At 61.5% G+C, this 19,520-nt stretch carries 16 protein-coding genes and 1 pseudogene; 12 read left to right on the forward strand and 5 right to left on the reverse strand.

Annotation, left to right across the window (positions count from 1 at the left end; translation table 11 throughout):
- The gene (locus P9220_RS06475) at window positions 1–417 is read left to right on the forward strand and encodes a CopD family protein (protein WP_309764085.1); all 417 of its coding nucleotides are present in this window, start codon (window positions 1–3) and stop codon (window positions 415–417) included.
- On the opposite strand, the gene P9220_RS06480 is transcribed toward P9220_RS06475, so the two are convergent.
- Complete coding sequence (locus P9220_RS06480) at window positions 404–2,299, reverse strand: glycosyl transferase family 1 (RefSeq protein ID WP_309764086.1); 1,896 nt, start codon at window positions 2,297–2,299, stop codon at window positions 404–406. The two genes, P9220_RS06475 and P9220_RS06480, sit on opposite strands and share 14 nt — an antisense overlap.
- 55 nt (window positions 2,300–2,354) lie before the next feature.
- Window positions 2,355–3,194 carry a MurR/RpiR family transcriptional regulator gene (locus P9220_RS06485; protein WP_309764087.1) on the reverse strand — a complete coding sequence of 280 codons (840 nt, stop codon included), beginning with the start codon at window positions 3,192–3,194 and terminating at the stop codon, window positions 2,355–2,357.
- Between the two features lie 295 nt (window positions 3,195–3,489).
- Here P9220_RS06485 and edd point away from each other — a divergent pair, with 295 nt between their 5' ends.
- The 10 genes and pseudogenes from edd to P9220_RS06535 all read left to right on the forward strand — a co-directional run bounded on the left by edd (window position 3,490) and on the right by P9220_RS06535 (window position 13,600).
- A complete protein-coding gene (edd, locus tag P9220_RS06490; protein ID WP_309764089.1) occupies window positions 3,490–5,403 on the forward strand; it encodes a phosphogluconate dehydratase in 1,914 nt (637 codons plus the stop codon).
- 84 nt (window positions 5,404–5,487) lie between these two features.
- The gene (eda, locus tag P9220_RS06495) at window positions 5,488–6,120 is read left to right on the forward strand and encodes a bifunctional 4-hydroxy-2-oxoglutarate aldolase/2-dehydro-3-deoxy-phosphogluconate aldolase (protein ID WP_309764090.1); all 633 of its coding nucleotides are present in this window, start codon (window positions 5,488–5,490) and stop codon (window positions 6,118–6,120) included.
- Between the two features lie 447 nt (window positions 6,121–6,567).
- The gene (locus P9220_RS06500; RefSeq protein WP_309764091.1) at window positions 6,568–7,488 is read left to right on the forward strand and encodes a DUF2827 family protein; all 921 of its coding nucleotides are present in this window, start codon (window positions 6,568–6,570) and stop codon (window positions 7,486–7,488) included.
- Window positions 7,431–7,724: a DUF2827 family protein gene (locus P9220_RS06505; RefSeq protein WP_309764093.1), complete on the forward strand. Its 294-nt coding sequence runs from the start codon at window positions 7,431–7,433 to the stop codon at window positions 7,722–7,724. Before P9220_RS06500 ends, P9220_RS06505 begins: the two co-directional genes overlap by 58 nt.
- Window positions 7,721–8,872 (forward strand): DUF2827 domain-containing protein, encoded by a 1,152-nt coding sequence (locus tag P9220_RS06510; protein ID WP_404989526.1) that lies wholly within the window; start codon window positions 7,721–7,723, stop codon window positions 8,870–8,872. The genes P9220_RS06505 and P9220_RS06510 overlap by 4 nt, the downstream gene beginning before the upstream one ends.
- A 45-nt stretch (window positions 8,873–8,917) precedes the next feature.
- Window positions 8,918–10,045: a DUF2827 domain-containing protein gene (locus P9220_RS06515; RefSeq protein ID WP_309764095.1), complete on the forward strand. Its 1,128-nt coding sequence runs from the start codon at window positions 8,918–8,920 to the stop codon at window positions 10,043–10,045.
- A 365-nt stretch (window positions 10,046–10,410) separates the two neighbouring features.
- A pseudogene (locus P9220_RS06520) lies at window positions 10,411–10,518 on the forward strand (ESPR domain-containing protein); the annotation flags it as partial.
- 361 nt (window positions 10,519–10,879) lie between these two features.
- A complete protein-coding gene (locus P9220_RS06525) occupies window positions 10,880–11,428 on the forward strand; it encodes a hypothetical protein (protein WP_309765499.1) in 549 nt (182 codons plus the stop codon).
- A gap of 302 nt (window positions 11,429–11,730) precedes the next feature.
- On the forward strand, window positions 11,731–13,095 hold the full coding sequence (locus P9220_RS06530) for a GntP family permease (RefSeq protein ID WP_309764097.1): 1,365 nt from the start codon (window positions 11,731–11,733) through the stop codon (window positions 13,093–13,095).
- A gap of 10 nt (window positions 13,096–13,105) precedes the next feature.
- Entirely contained in the window at window positions 13,106–13,600 is a 495-nt protein-coding gene (locus P9220_RS06535; protein ID WP_309764098.1) for a gluconokinase, read from the forward strand.
- Window positions 13,601–13,659: 59 nt separating this feature from the next.
- Here P9220_RS06535 and purB read toward each other — a convergent pair whose 3' ends face one another.
- The 3 genes from purB to P9220_RS06550 all read right to left on the reverse strand — a co-directional run bounded on the left by purB (window position 13,660) and on the right by P9220_RS06550 (window position 16,878).
- Window positions 13,660–15,048 (reverse strand): adenylosuccinate lyase, encoded by a 1,389-nt coding sequence (gene purB, locus P9220_RS06540; RefSeq protein ID WP_309764099.1) that lies wholly within the window; start codon window positions 15,046–15,048, stop codon window positions 13,660–13,662.
- Between the two features lie 95 nt (window positions 15,049–15,143).
- The gene (murU, locus tag P9220_RS06545) at window positions 15,144–15,845 is read right to left on the reverse strand and encodes an N-acetylmuramate alpha-1-phosphate uridylyltransferase MurU (RefSeq protein ID WP_309764100.1); all 702 of its coding nucleotides are present in this window, start codon (window positions 15,843–15,845) and stop codon (window positions 15,144–15,146) included.
- 7 nt (window positions 15,846–15,852) lie between these two features.
- Entirely contained in the window at window positions 15,853–16,878 is a 1,026-nt protein-coding gene (locus P9220_RS06550) for a phosphotransferase (protein ID WP_309764101.1), read from the reverse strand.
- Window positions 16,879–17,123: 245 nt separating this feature from the next.
- Here P9220_RS06550 and P9220_RS06555 point away from each other — a divergent pair, with 245 nt between their 5' ends.
- Window positions 17,124–19,514: an LPS-assembly protein LptD gene (locus tag P9220_RS06555; RefSeq protein WP_309765406.1), complete on the forward strand. Its 2,391-nt coding sequence runs from the start codon at window positions 17,124–17,126 to the stop codon at window positions 19,512–19,514.
- Window positions 19,515–19,520 lie beyond the last annotated feature (6 nt).

Consider the following 19,520-nt stretch of genomic DNA (forward strand, 5'->3'; position numbering starts at 1 on the left):
ATGCTCTGGATCAAATCGCTGCATATCGTGCTGATCGCGTCTTGGTTTGCCGGACTGTTCTATCTGCCGCGCATCTTCGTCAACCTCGCGATGGAGAAAGACGCCGCTGCAACCGCCCGTCTGCTGCTGATGGCGAGAAAGCTGTTTCGCTTCATGACCTTCATCGCGGTGCCCGCGCTGGCCTGCGGGCTGTGGCTGTGGCTCGGCGTCGGCATCGGACGCGGACAGGGCTGGCTGCATGCCAAGCTCGCAATCGTCGTGCTGCTTATCGTTTATCACGGTTATTGCGGGCGACTGCTGCGCACGTTTGCGCGCGGCGAGAACACGCGCTCGGACAAGTGGTATCGCCTGTACAACGAGCTGCCCGTGCTCGGGCTGCTCGGCGCGACCCTGCTCGTGGTGATCAAGCCCTTCTAGGAGACGCGTGTTCGGCCTTCTGCTTCTCGACGAGGCCGAGCACCATCTCGCCGAAGACTTCGGGGCGTCCTTCGAAGAAGCGTTGCACGACGTTCTTCTCGAGCATGTACCTGCGCAGGGATTCGCGTTCCTCCCGATTGTTCGCGAGCCTCACTGCGGCTTCGACGTATTCCTCTTTCGTATCCGCCACCAGCCAGCCGGGCATGTAGGCGCGCATGAACATCGCGCCGTCGATGCGCTCGAATACTTCCCGCCCGGTCTTGCAGACGCCCGGCAGTCCGACCGTGAAGGCATCCACGATGCCGTTCGTGTTGCCGAACGGGAACGGGCTCAGGAACATGTCCATGTCGTTCAGCATTCGCATGTAATCGGGATACGGGTGGAATCCGTGAATGGTGAATGCCCCGTCTGGAATCATCTCGGCCAGCACGCGCTGAAGATGATTGAGTGCCAGGACGTCGCCGGCGCTGTCGAAAAAGTGCAATTGGACGTGCGGAGCGCATCGGGCGATCTGTCCGCAGGCTTCGATGAAGCGCGGGTTCAGTTTCATCAGGCTCGACGCGATCGCGACATGCACGCACGCCGGATCGCGCGGGCGACGCGCGCCGATCGGCTCCAGCCTCGCCGACGGCGCGTAGGGCTGTCCGTCCTTCGGCAACAGCATGAGCTTCTCGCTGAAGCATGATGCATCGCCGACATAATCCTCCTCGACGCTCACGTAATCGATGCAGTCCGAGTGCGTCGTGGCTGGGTGCCCGAGGCCGGCGATTTGCAGCGGCGCGATTCGCAGATTCGACATGAAGATGCTCATTGCGCTCATGCCGACGCTCGGCATATAAAACACGTCCGGCCGCTCGGACAGCGCGAAATCGCGAATTACGCCGACACTCGCCGGCACGTTTCCGCTCTCGGGCAACTCGTAGACGCGATCGAACACGCGCCGTTCTTCATCGCCGATAGCGCTGGCGGAACAGAGGGCGACGGTCTCGAAACGTTCACGAGCGGCAATCAACGTGCGAGAGTGCGTGCGGACGATCGAGTGTCCGCTCGTGAACGCTTCAGGAAAAACGAGCATCAGCGGCCGCTTGCGGGCCGGGCCGTCCGGCGGGCTGGCGGGGAGGTTCGTGAGTCCATACTCTGCCAGCTTGTTACGGACGAGCACGTTGATGCTTCGTTTGACATCGTGCCGCCGCTGAACATCGCCGTAGCTGCAATGCATATAGAGCGCCCACGTCGCGGCGACATCCACTTCGAGCAGGTCGACGATTCCCGACATTGCATCCGGCAACCATTGGAGCATGGCGTTGCGACGCGCGTACGCCCGTTCGCTGCCGGGATACGATTCCGCGGCGATCGCCATGCCCAGTGTGGCTGCTGCGCGGTGGTCGAAATTCCACATCTGCGCGAGATCGAGCGGCAAGTCCCACTCGGAACTGAAGACGAGCGTGAGCTTTCGCGCGGCATCTTCGGGGGCGCGCGAGCGTTCGTTTCGAATCGATGCGATCAGCGAACGCGCGACGCCTTCGCCGTTCCGTTGCACATCGGCCGTGAAGATCCGCCAGATCAGCGCGCGCAATGGCAGCAACCTCTGCCAGCGTGCATCCGTCAGCGCGAATTCGGGATGCGCGAACATCGCCGCGAGTGCGGCCGCCGCGCGGCTGACAAACAGATAGAAACGCTCGCCGTCCTGAGGCGCCGCCGCCATCAGTTCGGCCGGATCAATGAATGGCTTCTTTCGAAGCACTGCCTGCAATTCGAAAACGAGGCTGATCGCTTCATCGAACTGTTTGTCATGAACGCGCGATTCAAGCCGTTCCAGCGAAAAAGCGTGACTCATTTCGATACCCGGCCGCCTGTTGCGTGTGGCATGTGACTGTTGCATGCGATTCGCCGCCTGTTCGCACCGCGGCGGCTTCGAATCGTTGTCTGTGGGATTATCAACCGCCGACTCGCCGGCTTTCCAGCACGTCCTTCGCTTCAGCCAGTTTTTCGGCCAGTTGCGGCCCGCGCGCGAGCGCGAGCCCCACCGCGAGAATGTCGCCAATGGCCAGATGCGAAACGCGCGATGTCATCGGCGAAAAAATGTCCGTGTCCTCATCGACGTTCGCAAAAAGCCCCACCGTCGCGATGCGCGCGAGCGGCGAGTTGCCGTGCGTGATCGCGATGACCTTCGCGCCGCCGTTGAGCGCGGACTTGCACGCGTCGAGAATGTCCTTCGTGCGTCCCGTGTTGGAAATCGCGACGACGACATCTCCTTCGCGCAACAATGCAGCCGACGTCGTGTACGTGTGCGGATCGGCGTAGGCGACCGACGGCACGCCGAGGCGGAAGAATTTGTGCTGCATGTCGAGCGCGGCGATGCCCGAGCCGCCCGCGCCATAGAACTCGATTCGGCGAGCGTCCGACAGGATTGCGATCGCCGCCGCGACGCTGTCCGACGACAGGCTGTTGCGCACGGCAATCAGCGCGCCGATGGTCCGGTCCAGCACCTTAGCGGCGACACCCGCAGCGGGTTCGTCGCTACGTACGTCGCGGTAGACCGTGGGAACGTCTCCTGCGACGCTCTGCGCGAGCCGAATCTTGAATTCGCGGAAGCCCGAGAAGCCGAGCGCCTGACAGAACCGGGCGATGGTCGGCTGGCTGACGCCGACGCGCGCGGCGAAGTCCGTCATCGACAGGTCGAGCACTTCGCGCGGCGCTTCGAGCACGTAATCGGCCAGCTTGCGCTCGGAGGGGCGCAACTGCTCGCGCATCGCTTCGACTTGGGACAGCAACATCGTAAAACTCGCCTATGCTGGAAATTGGAGCGACTATAGCGGATGGCTGTGCGTGTACAAATACTACATGACGCGTGGAGGCGATCTAAGGGATTTCCCGGAAGGCGCATCGTATGGAACGGGTTGCCATGCGACCGCTTAACAAGGCTGGCTCGGTCCGCGTTGTCATCGTGTAGTTTTTCTACTAACATTCGCCAGACGGCACTGACAATAAAACGACGCAGCCGCCGTTCCTCGCGATGTCCAACCCCCCAGCTCGACGGCAGGCGCGCCGGAGTGAGACGAAGGAGTGTCAATGATTTCCCCGCATCCGCAACTCAGGAAAGTCACCGACCGCGTGATCGAGCGCAGTAAAGCGACGCGCGCGGCCTATCTCGCGCGCATCGACGCCGCGCACGGCAAGTTTCCGGCGCGCGGCGCGCTGTCCTGCGCGAACCTCGCACACGGTTTCGCGGGCCTCGAAGGTCAGGAGAAGTTCGCGATCAAGGCGGTGCGCGAGCCGAACATCGGCATCGTGTCGTCGTATAACGAGATGCTTTCGGCGCACGCGCCGTACAGGAGCTTTCCGGACATCATCAAGCAGGCTGCGCGCGAACACGGCGGTATCGCCCAGTTCGCGGGCGGCGTCCCAGCCATGTGCGACGGCATCACGCAAGGCAACGCGGGCATGGAGCTGTCGCTGTTCTCGCGCGAAGTCATCGCGATGAGTACGGCCGTCGCGCTGACGCACAACATGTTCGACGCGGCGCTGTGTCTCGGCGTTTGCGACAAGATCGTGCCGGGACTCGCCATCGGCGCTTTGCAGTTCGGCCATCTGCCGACCATCTTCGTTCCCGCCGGTCCGATGACGAGCGGCCTCACCAACGACGAAAAAGCAAAGGTGCGGCAGGAATTCGCGACGGGCAAGTGCGACCGCAACGCGCTGCTCGAAGCCGAGGCCGCTGCGTATCACGGCCACGGCACCTGCACGTTCTACGGCACGGCCAACAGCAATCAGATGCTGATGGAAGTCATGGGCCTGCATCTTCCCAGCGCGGCCTTCGTGCATCCGCACACGCCGCTGCGCGATGCACTCACCGCCGAAGCCGCGCGCCGCGTGCTCGATATCACGCTCGAGCGCGGCAATTACACGCCGATTGGCCACGTGGTGGACGAGAAGGCGATCGTGAACGGCATCGTCGCGCTGCTGGCGACGGGCGGATCGACGAATCACACGCTGCATCTGGTGGCGATTGCGCGGGCTGCGGGCATCGTCATCGACTGGAACGATTTCGACGAACTGTCTCAGGCCGTGCCGCTGCTAGCGAAAATCTACCCGAACGGCAAAGCCGATGTGAACCACTTCCACGCGGCGGGCGGCGTGGCGTTTCTGGTGCGCAATCTGCTCGAAGGCGGCCTGCTGCATGAGGACGTGCAGACGGTGGTCGGGCGGGGGCTGTCGCTCTACACGAAGGAGCCGAAGCTCATCGAGGGCAAGCTGCAATGGGTCGACGGCGCCGCTGAAAGTCACGACACGAAGGTGCTGCGCGGTATCGGCGAGCCGTTCCAGCCGGACGGTGGCCTGCGGCTGATGCAAGGCAAGCTCGGGCGCGGCGTCATCAAGATTTCGGCGGTCGCGCCGGAACATCGCGTGGTGAAGGCGCCGGCTATCGTATTCAATTCGCAGGAAGAAGTGCAGGCTGCGTTCGACAAGGGCGAACTGAAGCGTGATTTCGTCGCGGTCGTGCGCTTTCAGGGCGCGCGCGCGAACGGAATGCCGGAGCTGCATCGGTTGACGCCGCTTCTCGGGGTGTTGCAGGATCAGGGTTTCCATGTCGCGCTCGTGACGGACGGCCGCATGTCCGGCGCGTCGGGCAAGGTGCCGGCGGTCATCCACGTTTCGCCCGAGGCGCTGCTGCAAGGTCCGCTCGGCAAGGTTCGCACAGGCGACATGCTCGTGATCGACGCCCCGGCGGGCGTCCTCGACATCGACATCGACGCGAACGAGTGGGCGTCGCGCGAAGTCGCCGCGCCGGTGAATCAGGCGGAGAACGAGGCCGGCTTCGGGCGTGAGCTGTTCGGCGTGTTCCGTCGCGCCGCGTCGCCGGCCGAAGAGGGCGCATCCGTCTTCGGCGCGATGATCGGCGAGACGGCGGCATCGACGCACGACGAGGCTTCGCATCATTCCCATGCCGCGCAACATGCCTCCCGCGCGCCGGCTTCCGTGTGACGCCCGGGCGCAAGGAGAGCGGCCAACCCCACACGAACCCGCGGACCGACGCGTAGTCGCCCGCATACAACAGGAGTCGCATCAATGAAAACGGTGAGCGAAATCGTGCGCCTGGGACCGGTGATTCCGGTGCTGGCTTTCGATTCGGTGGAGCAGGGCGAACAGGTATCGCGCGCGTTGCACGCGGGCGGCGTGAAGGTGCTGGAAATCACGCTGCGCACGGCGGCGGGCATCGGGGCCATCGAGCGCGCGAGCCAGCTCGCGGAGGATATCGTCGTGGGCGTGGGCACCATCACGAAGCCGGAGCACTGCGAGCAGGCCAGGAAGGCGGGCGCGAAGTTCGGCGTGTCGCCCGGTCTGACGAAGGACATGCACCAGGCCGCGCAAGACGCCGGGCTGCCGCTGTTGCCGGGCGTGATGACGCCGAGCGACATCATCAGCGCGATGGAACTCGGATATGAAATCGTCAAGTTCTTCCCGGCGCAGCAGGCGGGCGGCATTCCGATGCTGCAGGCGTTCCACGGGCCGTTTCCGAATCTGAAGTTCTGTCCGACGGGCGGCATCACGGCGGAGACCGCGTCGAGCTTTCTCGCGCAGCCGAACGTCGTTTGCGTCGGCGGTTCCTGGCTCACGCCGAAGGTAGCGGTCAACGCTCAGAACTGGGAAGAAGTCACGCGGCTCGCGCGTGCCGCCAGCGAACTGGCGCAGTTGAAGTAACTCCTCTCAGGCACGCGGCCTTCTGCGCCGCGCGCCTTTTTCTCCTGCAGTGCCGTCTGGCGCTTCCGGCGATACCATCACGAAGCCGCACCCATCGCATTCTCTCTTTCGCGACCGAAGGCTCCAGTCCTTCAGGACGCACGTCTCGAAATGGCCTGCTTTTCGCGTCGAGAAATAAGATAAGAAAACGACGAATCATAAATTCAGTAAGAAATATCCGATTCGACTGAGCGATAAGAACAATCTCATTAAATCTCCGTTTGCTGTTAATTCTGGACGTTCTTGTATATATTCAAGCTCATACCGTTTAGTGAAGCACGTCGCGCTCGTTGGCAGAGACGTTACTACCCGTCCCCGTGTCGAAGGCGCCGCTGGCTCGGGCTCCGGCCAATACACCGTGCTTTCATTTCACCTCGCGCAATTCTGTTTATTCGGGAAATCAATTCGGTGGCTATTCGAATCGGAATTACAGTCGTAACGCATCAAGGGCAAAACATCTGGCAGAACGGTCTGGGCCAGAATGTGGTCTTCCTTGCGGAGGCGCTTCAGAAGCTGCCTTTCGTTGAAACAATTTCACTGATCGATGTCGGCGATCAAAACGCGTTGCCTCCGCAAGTCGATATGGCGGCGAACGGCTTGCGCATCATGCGTACGCAGGATGCCACGGACGCTGTCGATGTCGTCTTCGAAATGGGCGGCACGCTGGACACGCAGTGGCTCGATCTCATGCGAGCCCGAGGCAAGAAAGTCGTCTTCTATTGTTGCGGCCAACCGTACGTGGGCCTCGTCGAGCCGCCGGTTTTCGAGAAGCCGGTCCATACCATCCGGCCGGACCGCTACGACGAAATCTGGCTGATGCACAAAGACCGCCTCTCGATTCCGATGATGCGTACGCTGCATCGCTGCGACGTCCATCTGATTCCGTTCATCTGGCACCCGCAGTTTCTCGAAAACCGCATCGCGGAAGTCAACGAGCACGGTCTGCAATTCGGCTACCAGCCGCGTACCGACGCGTCGATGAAACGGGATCAGGAACCGCAGGGCTTTCGCGTGGGGATATTCGAACCGAACATTTCGGTTGTCAAAGCGTCGAGCATTCCCATGTTGATCTGCGAAGAGGCATACCGCGCCGATCAGTCGAGCGTTTCGGCCATGCACGCGCTTAATACGCTGCACATGAAGGATCACCCGACGCTCGTTCACCTGGCCAATTCACTCGATGTCGTGAAGGCAGGCAAGGCCACGTTTCATGGCCGCCATGACATCGCTGGCTTCATGGCGCAGTTTGCCGACGCGGTCGTGTCGCACCAATGGGGCAACGACCAGAACTATCTGTATCTCGACGCGCTGTACGGCGGTATCCGCTGATACACAACTCGCCGTGGCTCGACGCCGGTTACTACTACCCCAATTTCGATGCTCAGGAGGGCGGGCGCCAGTTGCTGCGCGCCGCTCGTGAGCACGATGCGTCGCTTGCCGATTATCGGGCGCGGGCGCAGCGAGTCATCGACTCAGTGAATCCATTCAATCAAGCGAATCTCGATATTTTCGCGGATCGGTTGCTGCATCTTTGTAATAACGGCGAGGCGAAAGTCGGCGTATGACGAACCAATCGAAATCCCGTATGCCGGAACGGATCAATGTCGGCGTGTCCATCTTCATCCGCAAGGGCGCGCAGTCGCTGTGGGAGAACGGCATCTTCCAGAATTGCCTGTACCTCGTAATGCTGCTCAAGCGTTCGCCGCGCGTTAAAGCCACGTATCTCGTGATGGGCGGCGGCGATAGCGGCCCGCAGGACGCCGAGCGCTTTCTCCAGGATTCGCCAGCGCCGCTGATCGACATGGAAACCGCGTTGCCGAAGCTCGACGTGATGATCGAAATGAGCGCGCAGCTCAATCGTGAATGGTCGATCAAGTTCAAGGAGCGTGGCGGAAAGATCATCACGATGCGCGTCGGCAATGACTATGTCATCGATATCGAGCGCATGATCTTCAATCTGCAGCACGCGCTCCTGATCTCGGGCGCGCCTTACGACGAAGTGTGGACGCTTCCCGAGTACGAGAACAGCTGCGCGCCATACTTCGAAACGCTGTTCCGCGCGCCGGTCAAGCTGATGCCTCACCTGTGGAGTCTGGTGGTTCTGGACCGCGAAGCCGCGAAGCTGCCGGACGGCAGAAAGTTCGGCTATGAGCCTGGCCGTCGCCGCTGGCGCATCGGCATCTTCGAGCCGAACGTCTGCATGGTCAAGACCAGCTTTATCCCGATGCTTTGCTGCGAGGCGGCGCATCGCGAGAACCCGGACATGATCGAGCGCATGTACGCCTTCAACACCTTCAAGCTGAAGGAGCATGTGGCTTTCGCGGGGTTCGCACAGAGCCTCGACCTCGTGAAACACGGGCTCGGCTCCTTCGAGGGACGTTTCCCATTCGCGCAGATCGTGCCGGCGTCGGTGGACGCAGTGGTCTGCCATCACTGGGAGAACCCCCAGAACTACGTGTATTACGAGGCGCTGTACGGCGGCTATCCGCTCGTTCACAACTCGCATCTGATTGGCGACTGCGGCTATCGATATCACGATTTCGACTGTGAAGAGGGTGGCAGGGCATTGCGACGCGCATTCGCCACGCACGACGAGAACCTCGACAGTTATCGCGCGACCGCAAAAGCGTTCCTGCATACGCTCGATCCGGAAAACGAGCAGAACGTGCGGATCTACACGCAAGCACTCGAAGCGGTCTACACGAGAACATGACGACGGACTCAAGGTCTTTGAGTCGAAGTATTGGAGTATTGAGCGATGAAAAAGCTACGCATCGGCATCACAATCGGGCTGCATCACGAAGCCGAAACGTTATGGAAAAACGGCATCAAGCAGAATGCAGTGTTTCTGACCGAGGCACTTAAGAACTGTCCGAATGTGGCGAGCGTCTCGCTCGTGAATACCACGCATGTCCCTATCACGGACAAACTGCTCTGGGATTTGAAAAGATGGCCCACGGTCACGTTCGATGACATCAAGGACAACGTCGATGTGCTGATCGAACTCGGCGGACAGATCGATCCCGCAGCGACGGACTACCTCAAGCAGCGCGGAGCACGGCTCGTGTCTTACTGCTGCGGGTTCGAATACGTGCATGCGATGGAGTCGGTCATTTTCAGCAAGCCGAGTTTCGGCGAGCACTTGTTCGTCAACCAGCGGTACGACGCCATCTGGATGATTCCGCAGGTTGCGAACATCAGTCAGGGTTATTTCGAAGTGCTGCGCCGTCAGACCGCGCAAGTGGTGCCGTTTATCTGGAGCCCCATTTTCCTGAACGCGCGCACCGCAGCCCTGCCGCACTCGGGCGAATATCAGCGCCGCGCCGGCCCTCGCCGGCTGAGCGTGATGGAGCCGAATATCAACGTCGTCAAGTTCTGTCTCTATCCGACGATGATCGCGGAACTGGCGTACCGGGCGCGGCCGGACGCCATCGAGTTGCTGCAGGTGACGAACGCGCAGCATCTCGCCATCGACTGCAAGGAATTCATCTCGCTGATGAATCAGCTCGACATCGTGCGGCAGCATAAAGCTGTTTTCTTGGGCCGCTTCGATACGCCGACCTTTCTGGCTGAGCGCACGGACATTGTCGTTTCGCACCAGTGGGAAAATCCGCTGAACTACTTCTATCTGGAAGTGTGCTGGCAGGGCTATCCGCTCGTTCACAACGCGACCTTGTGTCCCGATCTCGGCTATTACTATCAGGCCAACGACCTGAACGAGGGCGCGCGCAGGCTGCTCCAGGCGGTCGAAGAACACGACGTGCAACTGGAGCAATATCGCGAAAAGCAGCGTTCGAGAATCGCTCGCTTTCTCCCGGAAAGTGATGCCTTGATCCGCGACTATTCAACATTGCTGGACTCTTTGCTGCAAAGACCCATTCGTTAATCTTTTTCCGCATTTTCAGCTAATCAGATCTGACGGGCGGTCCTTTGGACCGCCCGTTCTCATTTGCGTGGGCCCATATTTTTTTTCGGCGCGGTCTCCGGACGCGTCGCGCGCTTCCACTTGTATGGCCGACAGATTCAGTCGTTGCTCGACTTGCTTCTCCTTCCATTAAAACCATCAAATGAAATGCGAATTTTCCTAAAAAAAGACGAAAACCCGATTTCGTATTTCGCCACCGAGTTTCCTTCTTTTTAGGACGTGTCCGCTTCATCGCTGGCAGATGGCGAATATTCTATGCCGTGGTCAGAAGGTCTTTCCTTTTTGTTTTTTGTAGCAGACGCTCGTTTTTTGGGTCAATTCGGTTTATGAACAAGTCATACCGCAGTATTTGGAATGAGAAAGTAGGGACGTTCGTCGCCGTCGCGGAAACCGCGATGGCGCGAGGAAAGAGGAGCACCGAGGGAACGACGCCTGGTTCGGACGCGGACGGACAAACTTCGGCGCAACTCGGTCGGCAGCGTTCCGTTTCCGCCATGGGCCCGCTTGCAGCGGGCGTAGGCGCGTCTGTCGCAATGCTGTTGGGTGGTATGCCGAGCGCCTGGGCGGCGCCAAGTATTGCAACTTGCACCCCCACCAACGCCTACTACTTCACGAACGCTGGCGGAAGTATTCAGGGGATTGCTAGTGGCAACGCAACCTATAACCAGATCTGCGGAACGTCTGGTCCCTTGTCGACCTCGGTCTCCAGGGGCAACGAGCATCAACTCGCTGTCGACGAGCGTCAACTCGCTGTCGGCGTCGACCTCGACGGGCATCAGCTCGCTGTCGACCGGTATGAACTCGCTGTCGGCTTCGATCTCGACGGGCATCAACTCGCTGTCGACCGGTATGAACTCGCTGTCGGCTTCGACTTCGACGGGCATCAACTCGCTGTCGACCGGTATGAACTCGCTGTCGGCTTCGACCTCGACGAGCATCAACTCGCTGTCGACGGGCATGGACGCGCTGCCCGCCGCGGTCCAGAACGTGGAAGCTGTCGATAGTCCGCTGTTCAAGGCCGATGGCATTCGCACAGACTTAGCTGGAATCAACGAGATGTCGAAACTTCTTATTGCGGTAATCGTCGCCGCCGGGCTGGCGTCGGCCTGCACAACCGATACGAGCATGACCTATACGGCTCGAAAGCTGGATATCGCCGGGCAGCAGCAATCCGCCTATCGCGTGACGTGCTCGGGCGTATTCGAGTCGCAGAAATCGTGTATGTCGAAGGCTTCGCAGATCTGCAAAGATCGGCAGGTCATCGCTGTCCAGGCCTTGGACAATCCTCAGCTCAGGCCGGGCGGAAGCAGCGCACGCCAATTCGATTTCGCATGCGGCGGCTGACACCATCTGAGCTGGCGGCCTGAGGCCTCACAATGAATCGAGCCATCGCGGCTCGCGCTGTACGCAAGAAACCGATGTTCAATCGAACATCGGTTTTTTTCATTGGTGTCCCGCTTGCACGCACGCCCCGCACTGCGCGAATGGCCGCGGGAAACCGTGTTTCTCCGCGATTGTTCTCGCTTGCAAGTAGAATTCCGTTGCCCGGTGTCATGCGTGCGCTGACGCCACGTTTGCGGCGTCGCAGTGTCAACGGTCAATGCACACATAGCCCACAGAATTCTCAACAAAATCAAGGAGGCGTCATGCCAGCCGTCCACGGGAGCATGTTGCTGCTCTACGCGGTGATCGCGATCGCGGTTCTGATCCTGATGATTACCCGCTTCAAGGTTTATCCGTTTCTCGTTCTTCTGATCGTTTCCCTGTTGCTCGGCCTCGCCGTCGGCATGCCGATGGACAAGATCGTCAAGGCGTTCGAAACAGGTAATGGCAATACGCTCGGACACATTGCCGTCGTTGTCGGTCTGGGAACGATGCTCGGCAAGATGATGGCCGAATCCGGCGGCGCCGAGCGGATCGCCAATACGCTCATCAATCTGTTCGGTGAGAAGAACATCCATTGGGCGATGATGGTCGTTGCGATCATCGTCGGCTTGCCGGTGTTCTTCGAAGTCGGCTTCGTGCTGCTGATTCCGATCGCGTTCAACGTCGCGCGCCGCACCGGGAAGTCGCTGCTGGTGATCGGATTGCCGATGGTCGCCGGTCTTTCCGTCGTGCACGGCCTGATTCCGCCGCACCCCGCCGCGCTGCTCGCAGTCCAGGCGTATCACGCGGATATCGGCAAGACGATCGCCTACGGCCTGATCATCGGTGTGCCGACGGCCATCGTCGCAGGGCCGCTCTTCGCTTTGTTGATCCACCGATACATCAAGCTGCCGGACGCGAACGCGCTGGCCGACCAGTTCGTGCAGAAGCACGGCGACAGCGCGGCGAAGCGCGAACTGCCGAGTTTCGGCACCACGCTGTTCACGATTCTGTTGCCGGTTATCCTGATGCTGATCGGGAGCTGGGCCGACCTCGTCTTCACGCCGAAAACGCTGCCGAACGATCTGCTGCGCTTCATCGGGCAGTCGGATATCGCGCTGTTGATCGCGGTCCTGGTCAGCTTCTGGACCTTCGGCGCGAAGCAAGGCTTCAATCGCGAGCAGATTCAGAAGTTCTGCGGCGACTGTCTGGCGCCGATCGCCGGCATTACGCTGATCGTCGGCGCCGGCGGCGGCTTCGGGCAAGTGCTTCGTGACAGCGGAATCTCACAGCAGATCGTCGCGACGGCAACGCAGGCGAGCCTGTCGCCGCTGTTGCTCGGCTGGTTCGTCGCCGCGCTGATCCGCCTCGCAACCGGCTCGGCCACGGTCGCGATGACGACCGCGTGCGGCATCGTCGCGCCGATCGCATCGGCGGCGGGCGGCCATGTCAGCCCGGAACTGCTCGTGCTCGCGACAGGCTCGGGTTCGCTGATCTTCTCGCACGTGAACGACGGCGGCTTCTGGCTGATCAAAGAGTATTTCGGGATGACGGTGGGGCAGACGTTCAAGACGTGGTCGCTGCTCGAAACCATCATCTCGCTCATGGGACTGGGGTTGACCCTCGCAATGTCGACGGTCGTGTAAGGAGAATTCGATGATTCTGATCGCGATGGGCGTCTCGGGCGCCGGCAAGTCTCTGATCGGTGAATTGCTGGCGGAACGCCTGCACTGTCCGTTCACCGACGGCGACGCTTTTCACAGCGCCGCGAACAAGGAGAAGATGCATCACGGCATCCCTCTGACCGATGAAGACCGCTGGCCGTGGCTCAAGACGATCCGCGCGGCGATCGAGGAAAAGCAGCGGGCAGGGGAGACGGCCGTCTTCACGTGCTCGTCGCTGAAGCGCTCGTATCGTGACGTGCTGCGCGCCGGCGACCAGGACGTGTGCTTCATCTATCTCAAAGGCACGATGGACGTGTTGCGCGAACGTCTCGGCCACCGCACCGGCCATTTCTTCGATCCGTCGCTGCTGCAAAGCCAGCTTGATACGCTCGAGGAACCGGGCGAGGACGAAGCGATCACGGAGAGCATCGAGCTCACGCCCGAGCAGATCGTCGATAACGTGATGGAAAAGCTGAAGACGCGGTAGAAAGCAAAAAGCCCCGAGAAATTCGGGGCTTTTTGCTTCACGCGACGTTCGAAGCGATTTCAGGCGATGCGCTTCGCCAGTTCGACCGCTTTGCCGATATACGTTGCCGGCGTCATATCGAGCAGCAACTGCTTTGCATCGGCCGGAATCGCGAGGCCGTTGATGAACGCCTGCAACGCATCGCGCGTGATGCCCTTGCCGCGTGTCAGTTCCTTCAATTGCTCATACGGATTCTCGATGCCATAGCGGCGCATCACCGTCTGAACCGGCTCCGCGAGCACTTCCCAGCAATTGTCGAGATCTTCGTTCAGGCGCGCTGCATTCACTTCGAGCTTGTCCAGACCGCGGATCAGCGCGTCGTAAGCCAGCAGCGAATAGCCGAACGCCACGCCGATGTTGCGCAGCACGGTCGAGTCCGTCAGATCGCGTTGCCAGCGCGAAATCGGCAGCTTGTCGGCGAGATGGCGCAGCGTCGCATTGGCGAGGCCCAGGTTCCCCTCCGAGTTTTCGAAGTCGATCGGGTTGACCTTGTGCGGCATCGTCGACGAGCCGATTTCGCCTGCCTTCGTGCGTTGCTTGAAGTAGCCGAGCGAAATATAGCCCCACACGTCGCGGTCGAGGTCGAGCAGGATGGTGTTCGCGCGCGCGACGGCATCGAACAGTTCGGCCATGTAATCGTGCGGCTCGATCTGGATCGTGTACGGATTGAACGTAAGCTTCAGCCGGTTCTCGACGACATCCTTCGAGAACGCTTCCCAGTCGAACTCCGGATATGCCGACAGATGCGCGTTGTAGTTGCCGACTGCGCCGTTCATCTTGCCGAGCAGCGGCACGTGCGCGACGCGCTCGATCGCCCGCGACAGACGCGCCGCGACGTTGGCGATTTCCTTGCCGAGCGTCGTCGGGCTGGCAGGCTGACCGTGCGTGCGGGAAAGCATCGGCTGTTCGGCGTGCGTGTGCGCGAGCTTCACGAGACGCTCGTGCACGGAACGCAGCGCCGGCAGCATTACGCGCTCACGCGCGCCCGCGAGCATCAGTCCGTGCGACGTGTTGTTGATGTCTTCCGACGTGCACGCGAAGTGGATGAACTCGCTCGCGCGCTCCAGTTCCGGCTGGCCCTTGACCGATTCCTTGAGCCAGTATTCGACCGCCTTCACGTCGTGGTTCGTGACGCGCTCGATATCCTTGATGCGCGCCGCGTCGTGTGCGGTGAAGCGCTCGGCCAGTGCCAGCAGGAACTGCTCCGAGGCATCAGAGAAGCGCGGCACTTCCGCGAAGCCGGCGCGCGACAACGCGATCAGCCAGTGAATCTCGACCGTCACGCGATGGCGCATGAAAGCGGCTTCGGAAAGCCAGTCACGCAGAGCTTCGGTCTTGGCGGCGTAACGGCCGTCGAGCGGCGAAAGCGCGGTGAGCGCAAAGAGGGTATCGGGACGGGTATCGGACATGATGGCGTGTCGGCTGCCGCTTGCGGCTGGAAGGAAAAGACGGGAGAACCGCGCATTTTACCATCGGATGCGTCCCAATCCGGGCCGCGTCCGCGTCAGCGCTGGCACAGTTCCTGGTCGAGCGCCTGAAGTTGCGCCGGCGTGCCGACGTTTTCCCAGCGGCCCGTGTAAAGCTCGCCGGTTGCCCGTCCGCCACCGATGGTCTCGCGGTAGTAAGGCGTCAACGCGCGCCGAGTGCCGGGCGCGAGATCGCCGAACATGCGCGTGTCGTACAGGCCGATGTTGCCGAACGTGAAGCGTGGCTCGCCGTCGAGCGCGAGCCTTCCGTCGATCAACGCGAAATCGCCTTTCGGATGAAACGGCGGATTCGGCACCATGACGAGGTGCATGCCGGGCGTCGCATCTGAAGCGAGCGAATTCGCGCGCTCGCGCAAGGTGGCGTAGTCGAAGTCGCAGAACACGTCGCCGCTGACCGCGATGAACACGCCGGAGCCGAGCAGCGGCAGTGCCTGCGCGATGCCGCCCGCCGTCTCCAGCGCTTCGTTTTCCGGCGAATAACGAAGTTCGACGCCCCAGCGTGAGCCGTCGCCGAGCGCGGCTTCGATCTGCTCACCGAGCCAGGCGTGATTGACGACGATGCTTTCGATGCCCGCCGCCGAAAGCCGCTCGATCTGCCAGACGATGAGCGGTTTGCCGCCCGCTTCGAGCAGCGGTTTGGGGCAGGTATCGGTGAGCGGGCGCATGCGTTCGCCGCGGCCGGCGGCGAAGATCATCGCCGTCTTCAAAGCGTGTGTCATCGTGAATTCAAAAGGTGTAACCGACTTCGACCGCGCGGCCTTCCAGCGAATCGAGCAGGCGTGCGAACGGCCACAGCGGCGCGTAGCGTTCGGCGACCTTGCGCGCATAGCCGATGAAACGCGGCAGGTCCGCGAGATAGCGCGGCTTGCCATCGCGATAATGAATGCGCGCAAACAGCCCGATGATCTTGATGTGCCGCTGCAGGCCCATCCATTCGAGTTGCCGGTAGAACTCGCCGAAATCGGGATCGACGGGAAGCCCCGTTTTTTTCGCGCGCTCCCAGTAATACGCGATGCAATCGAGCTGGAACTCCTCGTCCCAGCTAATGAATGCGTCGCGCACGAGCGAGGCCATGTCGTAGGTGATCGGCCCGTACACCGCATCCTGGAAATCCAGCACGCCGGGATTCGGTTCGCACACCATCAGATTGCGAGGCATGAAGTCGCGCAGCATGAAGGTCTGCGGCTGCGCGAGCGCGCTTTGCACGAGCAGCGCGAATGTGTCGTCGAGCGTCTTGCGCTCGTCGGCGGTAACTTCGCGGCCCAGATGGCGGCCAATGAACCACTCGGGCATCAACTCCATCTCGCGGCGCAGGAACGCTTCGTCGAACGGCGGCAGGACGCCTTCGCGCGCGGTCTGCTGGAAGCGGATCAGCGTGTCGATGGCTGCGCGCATCAGCGGGCGCGCGTTCTTTTCGTCGAGTGCGGAAATATAAGTGGTCGTGCCGAGATCGGTGACGAGCATGAAGCCGGCGTCGAAATCGGCTTCGAGAATCTTCGGCACATGCACGTTGGCCGCTTCGAGCAGCCCTGCGACCTGCACGAACTCGCGGCACTTTTCGGGCGGCGGCGCATCGACGGCGATCACCGTGCCGCCATGCTCCGATTCACTCGTGAGCCGGAAATACCGGCGAAAGCTCGCATCGGCGGAGGCGGGCGCGAGCGTGGCAAGGTCGAGCCGATAGCGGTCGGCGTAAGTCTCTAGCCAGGAACGGAGTTGATCGAGGCGGGCGTCGGCGGGAATGTGCGTCATAAATTCGAGAGGCAAAACATCTTGCCATATAATACCCCACGACTTTTTTAAGCGATCCTTGAGCTAGCTGTTCGCGCCTGGCGCCAGGCGCCGACGACCGTGCCGCGTCAACGTCCGATCGAGTGTCGTCCCTGCATGGCCACGGACCGTCGAGTTCGATCACGGCATTGACGCGGGCGAAGCGCGGCCGCTCACGCGGCGGCATCGGGCGCGTGACGCGAAAGGAATCGAACCGCCACCCATACATGCCGCCACGACAGTTTCCCGTATCGAAGATCCAGGGCGATGCTCAGCCACGCAGGCGGCGGCTCGTCGCCGCGCTGCTATCCGTTCCGGGCCTGATGCCCGCTCTCGCGCACGCACAACTCGTCGACCCCGCTGCCGACGCGCAGCCGCTCGACGGCCCCGGCAGCCTGCGTCTCGCGCCGCAGTTGCTCGAACGCCCGCTGAAAAGCGGCCAGCAGCCCACGACCTTTCTGCTCGGCGACAAGACCACCGGCACGTCCGACGAAGACATGGCCGCGAAGGGCGCGGCCGAAGTGCGCCGCTCGGTCACGGTCATCAAGGGCGATGCGCTTCATTACGATCAGGATACGGACATGGCCGATGCTTTCGGCAATGTCAGGCTGATCAACAACGGCGTGTCGTTCGTGGGACCGGAAGCGCACCTCAAGGTGGGTTCGAACGAAGGGTTCATGACGAACCCGAAGTACCACTTCAATCTGACGGGCGGCTCGGGCAGCGCGGAACGCATCGACCTGATCGATAACGAGCGGGCCCGCGTGGATCACGGCACGTATACCGCCTGCCAATGCGAAGCGGACCCGTCGTGGTACATCAAGGGTTCGTCGTTCGATTTCGATACCGGCTCCGAAGAGGGCGTCGCGCATAACGGCGTGCTGTTCTTCCAGGGCGTGCCGGTGTTCGCGAGCCCGTGGCTCTCGTTTCCGCTGACGGGCGATCGCCGCAGCGGTCTCTTGCCGCCGACGTTCTCGCTCAGCTCGACGACCGGCTTCGAAGCGACGATCCCGTATTACTTCAACATCGCGCCGAACCGCGATCTGACGATCACGCCGCGCATCATGTCCCGGCGGGGCGTGCTGGGCGAGGCGAATTATCGTTATCTGTCGCCCACGTATTCGGGCACGCTTACGGTCGACTATCTGCCGAACGACCGCGAGACGCATACGAACCGCTATGCGATCTTCTGGCAGCATCGCCAGAACCTGGGCGGCGGGTTCGGCGCGTACGTGAATTACAACAAGGTCTCCGACGATCAATATCCGGAAGACCTCGGCAACGCGTCGAATCAGTTCCTGAACGGCACGCAACTGCTGTATCAGCAGGAAGCGGGGCTCACGTACAACAACGGCCCGTGGTCCGTGCTCGCACGCGAACAACGCTGGCAGACATTGCAGCCGTCCATTCCGCCGTACGCGCGCGAACCGCAGTTGAACGTGCAGTACAACAAGTACAACGTCGGTGGTTTCGACTACGGCGCGGAAGCGGACTTCACGCGTTTCACGATCACGCAGGAAGGCGCGACCGACGGTCAGCGCATGTACTTCAACCCGTACCTGAGCTACGGGATCAACGCGCCGGGCTACTTTTTCACGCCGAAGGTGCAATGGCACTTCGCGTCGTACGACCTGAGCCACATTGCGACCGGACCGGTTCCGGGGCAGCCGCTCACGCCGGCGAATCAGCCGAAGAACTTCACCGAATCGATCCCGACGTTGAGCCTCGACACCGGCCTCGTGTTCGACCGTTCGGTGCGGCTTTTCGGGCAGGACTACATTCAGACGCTGGAGCCGCGGCTCTACTATGTCTATACGCCGTATCGCAATCAGGACTTCGCGCCGATCTTCGATACCGCCGAAGCCGACTTCGGGCTCGCCGAAATCTATACGCCGAACACGTTCGTCGGCAACGACCGCATCGCGGATGCGAACCGTCTGACGGCGGGCCTGACGACGCGCTTCATCAATCCGGCGACGGGCGACGAGCGCGCGCGTTTCGTGATCGCGCAGCAGTACTATTTCACGAGCCAGCGCGTCACGATCTCGCAGGACCAGCCGATCAACGAGGCCAAGCACTCGGACCTCATCGCCGGCGCGGCAATCAAGCTGGGCGCGGGTTTCGCCTCGGAAACGGCGTTCCAATATAATGTCGACAATAACCAGCTCGTGCGTTCGAGCATCGGTTTCGCGTACAGCCCGGCCGCGCGCAAGGTGATCAACGTCGGCTACCGGTACACGCGCTCGAACCAGACCACGCTGGTGAACGAGCCGATCAACCAGCTTCTCGTGTCCGGCGAATGGCCGCTGACGAATCGCCTGTATGCCGTGGCGCGTGTCAATTATGATCTCGCAAGCCACCGTCTCGTCGACGGCCTCGTGGGCTTCCAGTACGATGCCGACTGCTGGGCGTTCGGCTTCGGCGCGCAGCGTTACGCGAACGGCGTGAACACGAGCGGTCAGCCTTCGTCCGGCACGCGCGTGCTTGCGCAGATCACGTTCAAGGGCTTGTCCAAGGTCGACAACGGTCTCGTCAGCGCGTTCCGCGCCAGCGTGCAGGGTTACCAGCCGCCGCCGCCGTCGGCTCCGCCGCTCGCTCGCTTCAGCGACTACGAGTGAGGCGGG

The organism is Caballeronia sp. LZ016 (genome assembly GCF_031450805.1).
Lineage (GTDB): Bacteria > Pseudomonadota > Gammaproteobacteria > Burkholderiales > Burkholderiaceae > Caballeronia.

Coding starts and splice junctions, on each gene's coding strand:
- P9220_RS06475 (WP_309764085.1), top strand. CDS start 1: ATGCTCTGGATCAAATCGCTGCATATCGTGCTGATCGCGTCTTGGTTT.
- P9220_RS06480 (WP_309764086.1), bottom strand. CDS start 2,299: ATGCAACAGTCACATGCCACACGCAACAGGCGGCCGGGTATCGAAATG.
- P9220_RS06485 (WP_309764087.1), bottom strand. CDS start 3,194: ATGTTGCTGTCCCAAGTCGAAGCGATGCGCGAGCAGTTGCGCCCCTCC.
- edd (WP_309764089.1), top strand. CDS start 3,490: ATGATTTCCCCGCATCCGCAACTCAGGAAAGTCACCGACCGCGTGATC.
- eda (WP_309764090.1), top strand. CDS start 5,488: ATGAAAACGGTGAGCGAAATCGTGCGCCTGGGACCGGTGATTCCGGTG.
- P9220_RS06505 (WP_309764093.1), top strand. CDS start 7,431: ATGGGGCAACGACCAGAACTATCTGTATCTCGACGCGCTGTACGGCGG.
- P9220_RS06510 (WP_404989526.1), top strand. CDS start 7,721: ATGACGAACCAATCGAAATCCCGTATGCCGGAACGGATCAATGTCGGC.
- P9220_RS06515 (WP_309764095.1), top strand. CDS start 8,918: ATGAAAAAGCTACGCATCGGCATCACAATCGGGCTGCATCACGAAGCC.
- P9220_RS06525 (WP_309765499.1), top strand. CDS start 10,880: ATGAACTCGCTGTCGGCTTCGATCTCGACGGGCATCAACTCGCTGTCG.
- P9220_RS06530 (WP_309764097.1), top strand. CDS start 11,731: ATGCCAGCCGTCCACGGGAGCATGTTGCTGCTCTACGCGGTGATCGCG.
- P9220_RS06535 (WP_309764098.1), top strand. CDS start 13,106: ATGATTCTGATCGCGATGGGCGTCTCGGGCGCCGGCAAGTCTCTGATC.
- purB (WP_309764099.1), bottom strand. CDS start 15,048: ATGTCCGATACCCGTCCCGATACCCTCTTTGCGCTCACCGCGCTTTCG.
- murU (WP_309764100.1), bottom strand. CDS start 15,845: ATGACACACGCTTTGAAGACGGCGATGATCTTCGCCGCCGGCCGCGGC.
- P9220_RS06550 (WP_309764101.1), bottom strand. CDS start 16,878: ATGACGCACATTCCCGCCGACGCCCGCCTCGATCAACTCCGTTCCTGG.
- P9220_RS06555 (WP_309765406.1), top strand. CDS start 17,124: ATGCCGCCACGACAGTTTCCCGTATCGAAGATCCAGGGCGATGCTCAG.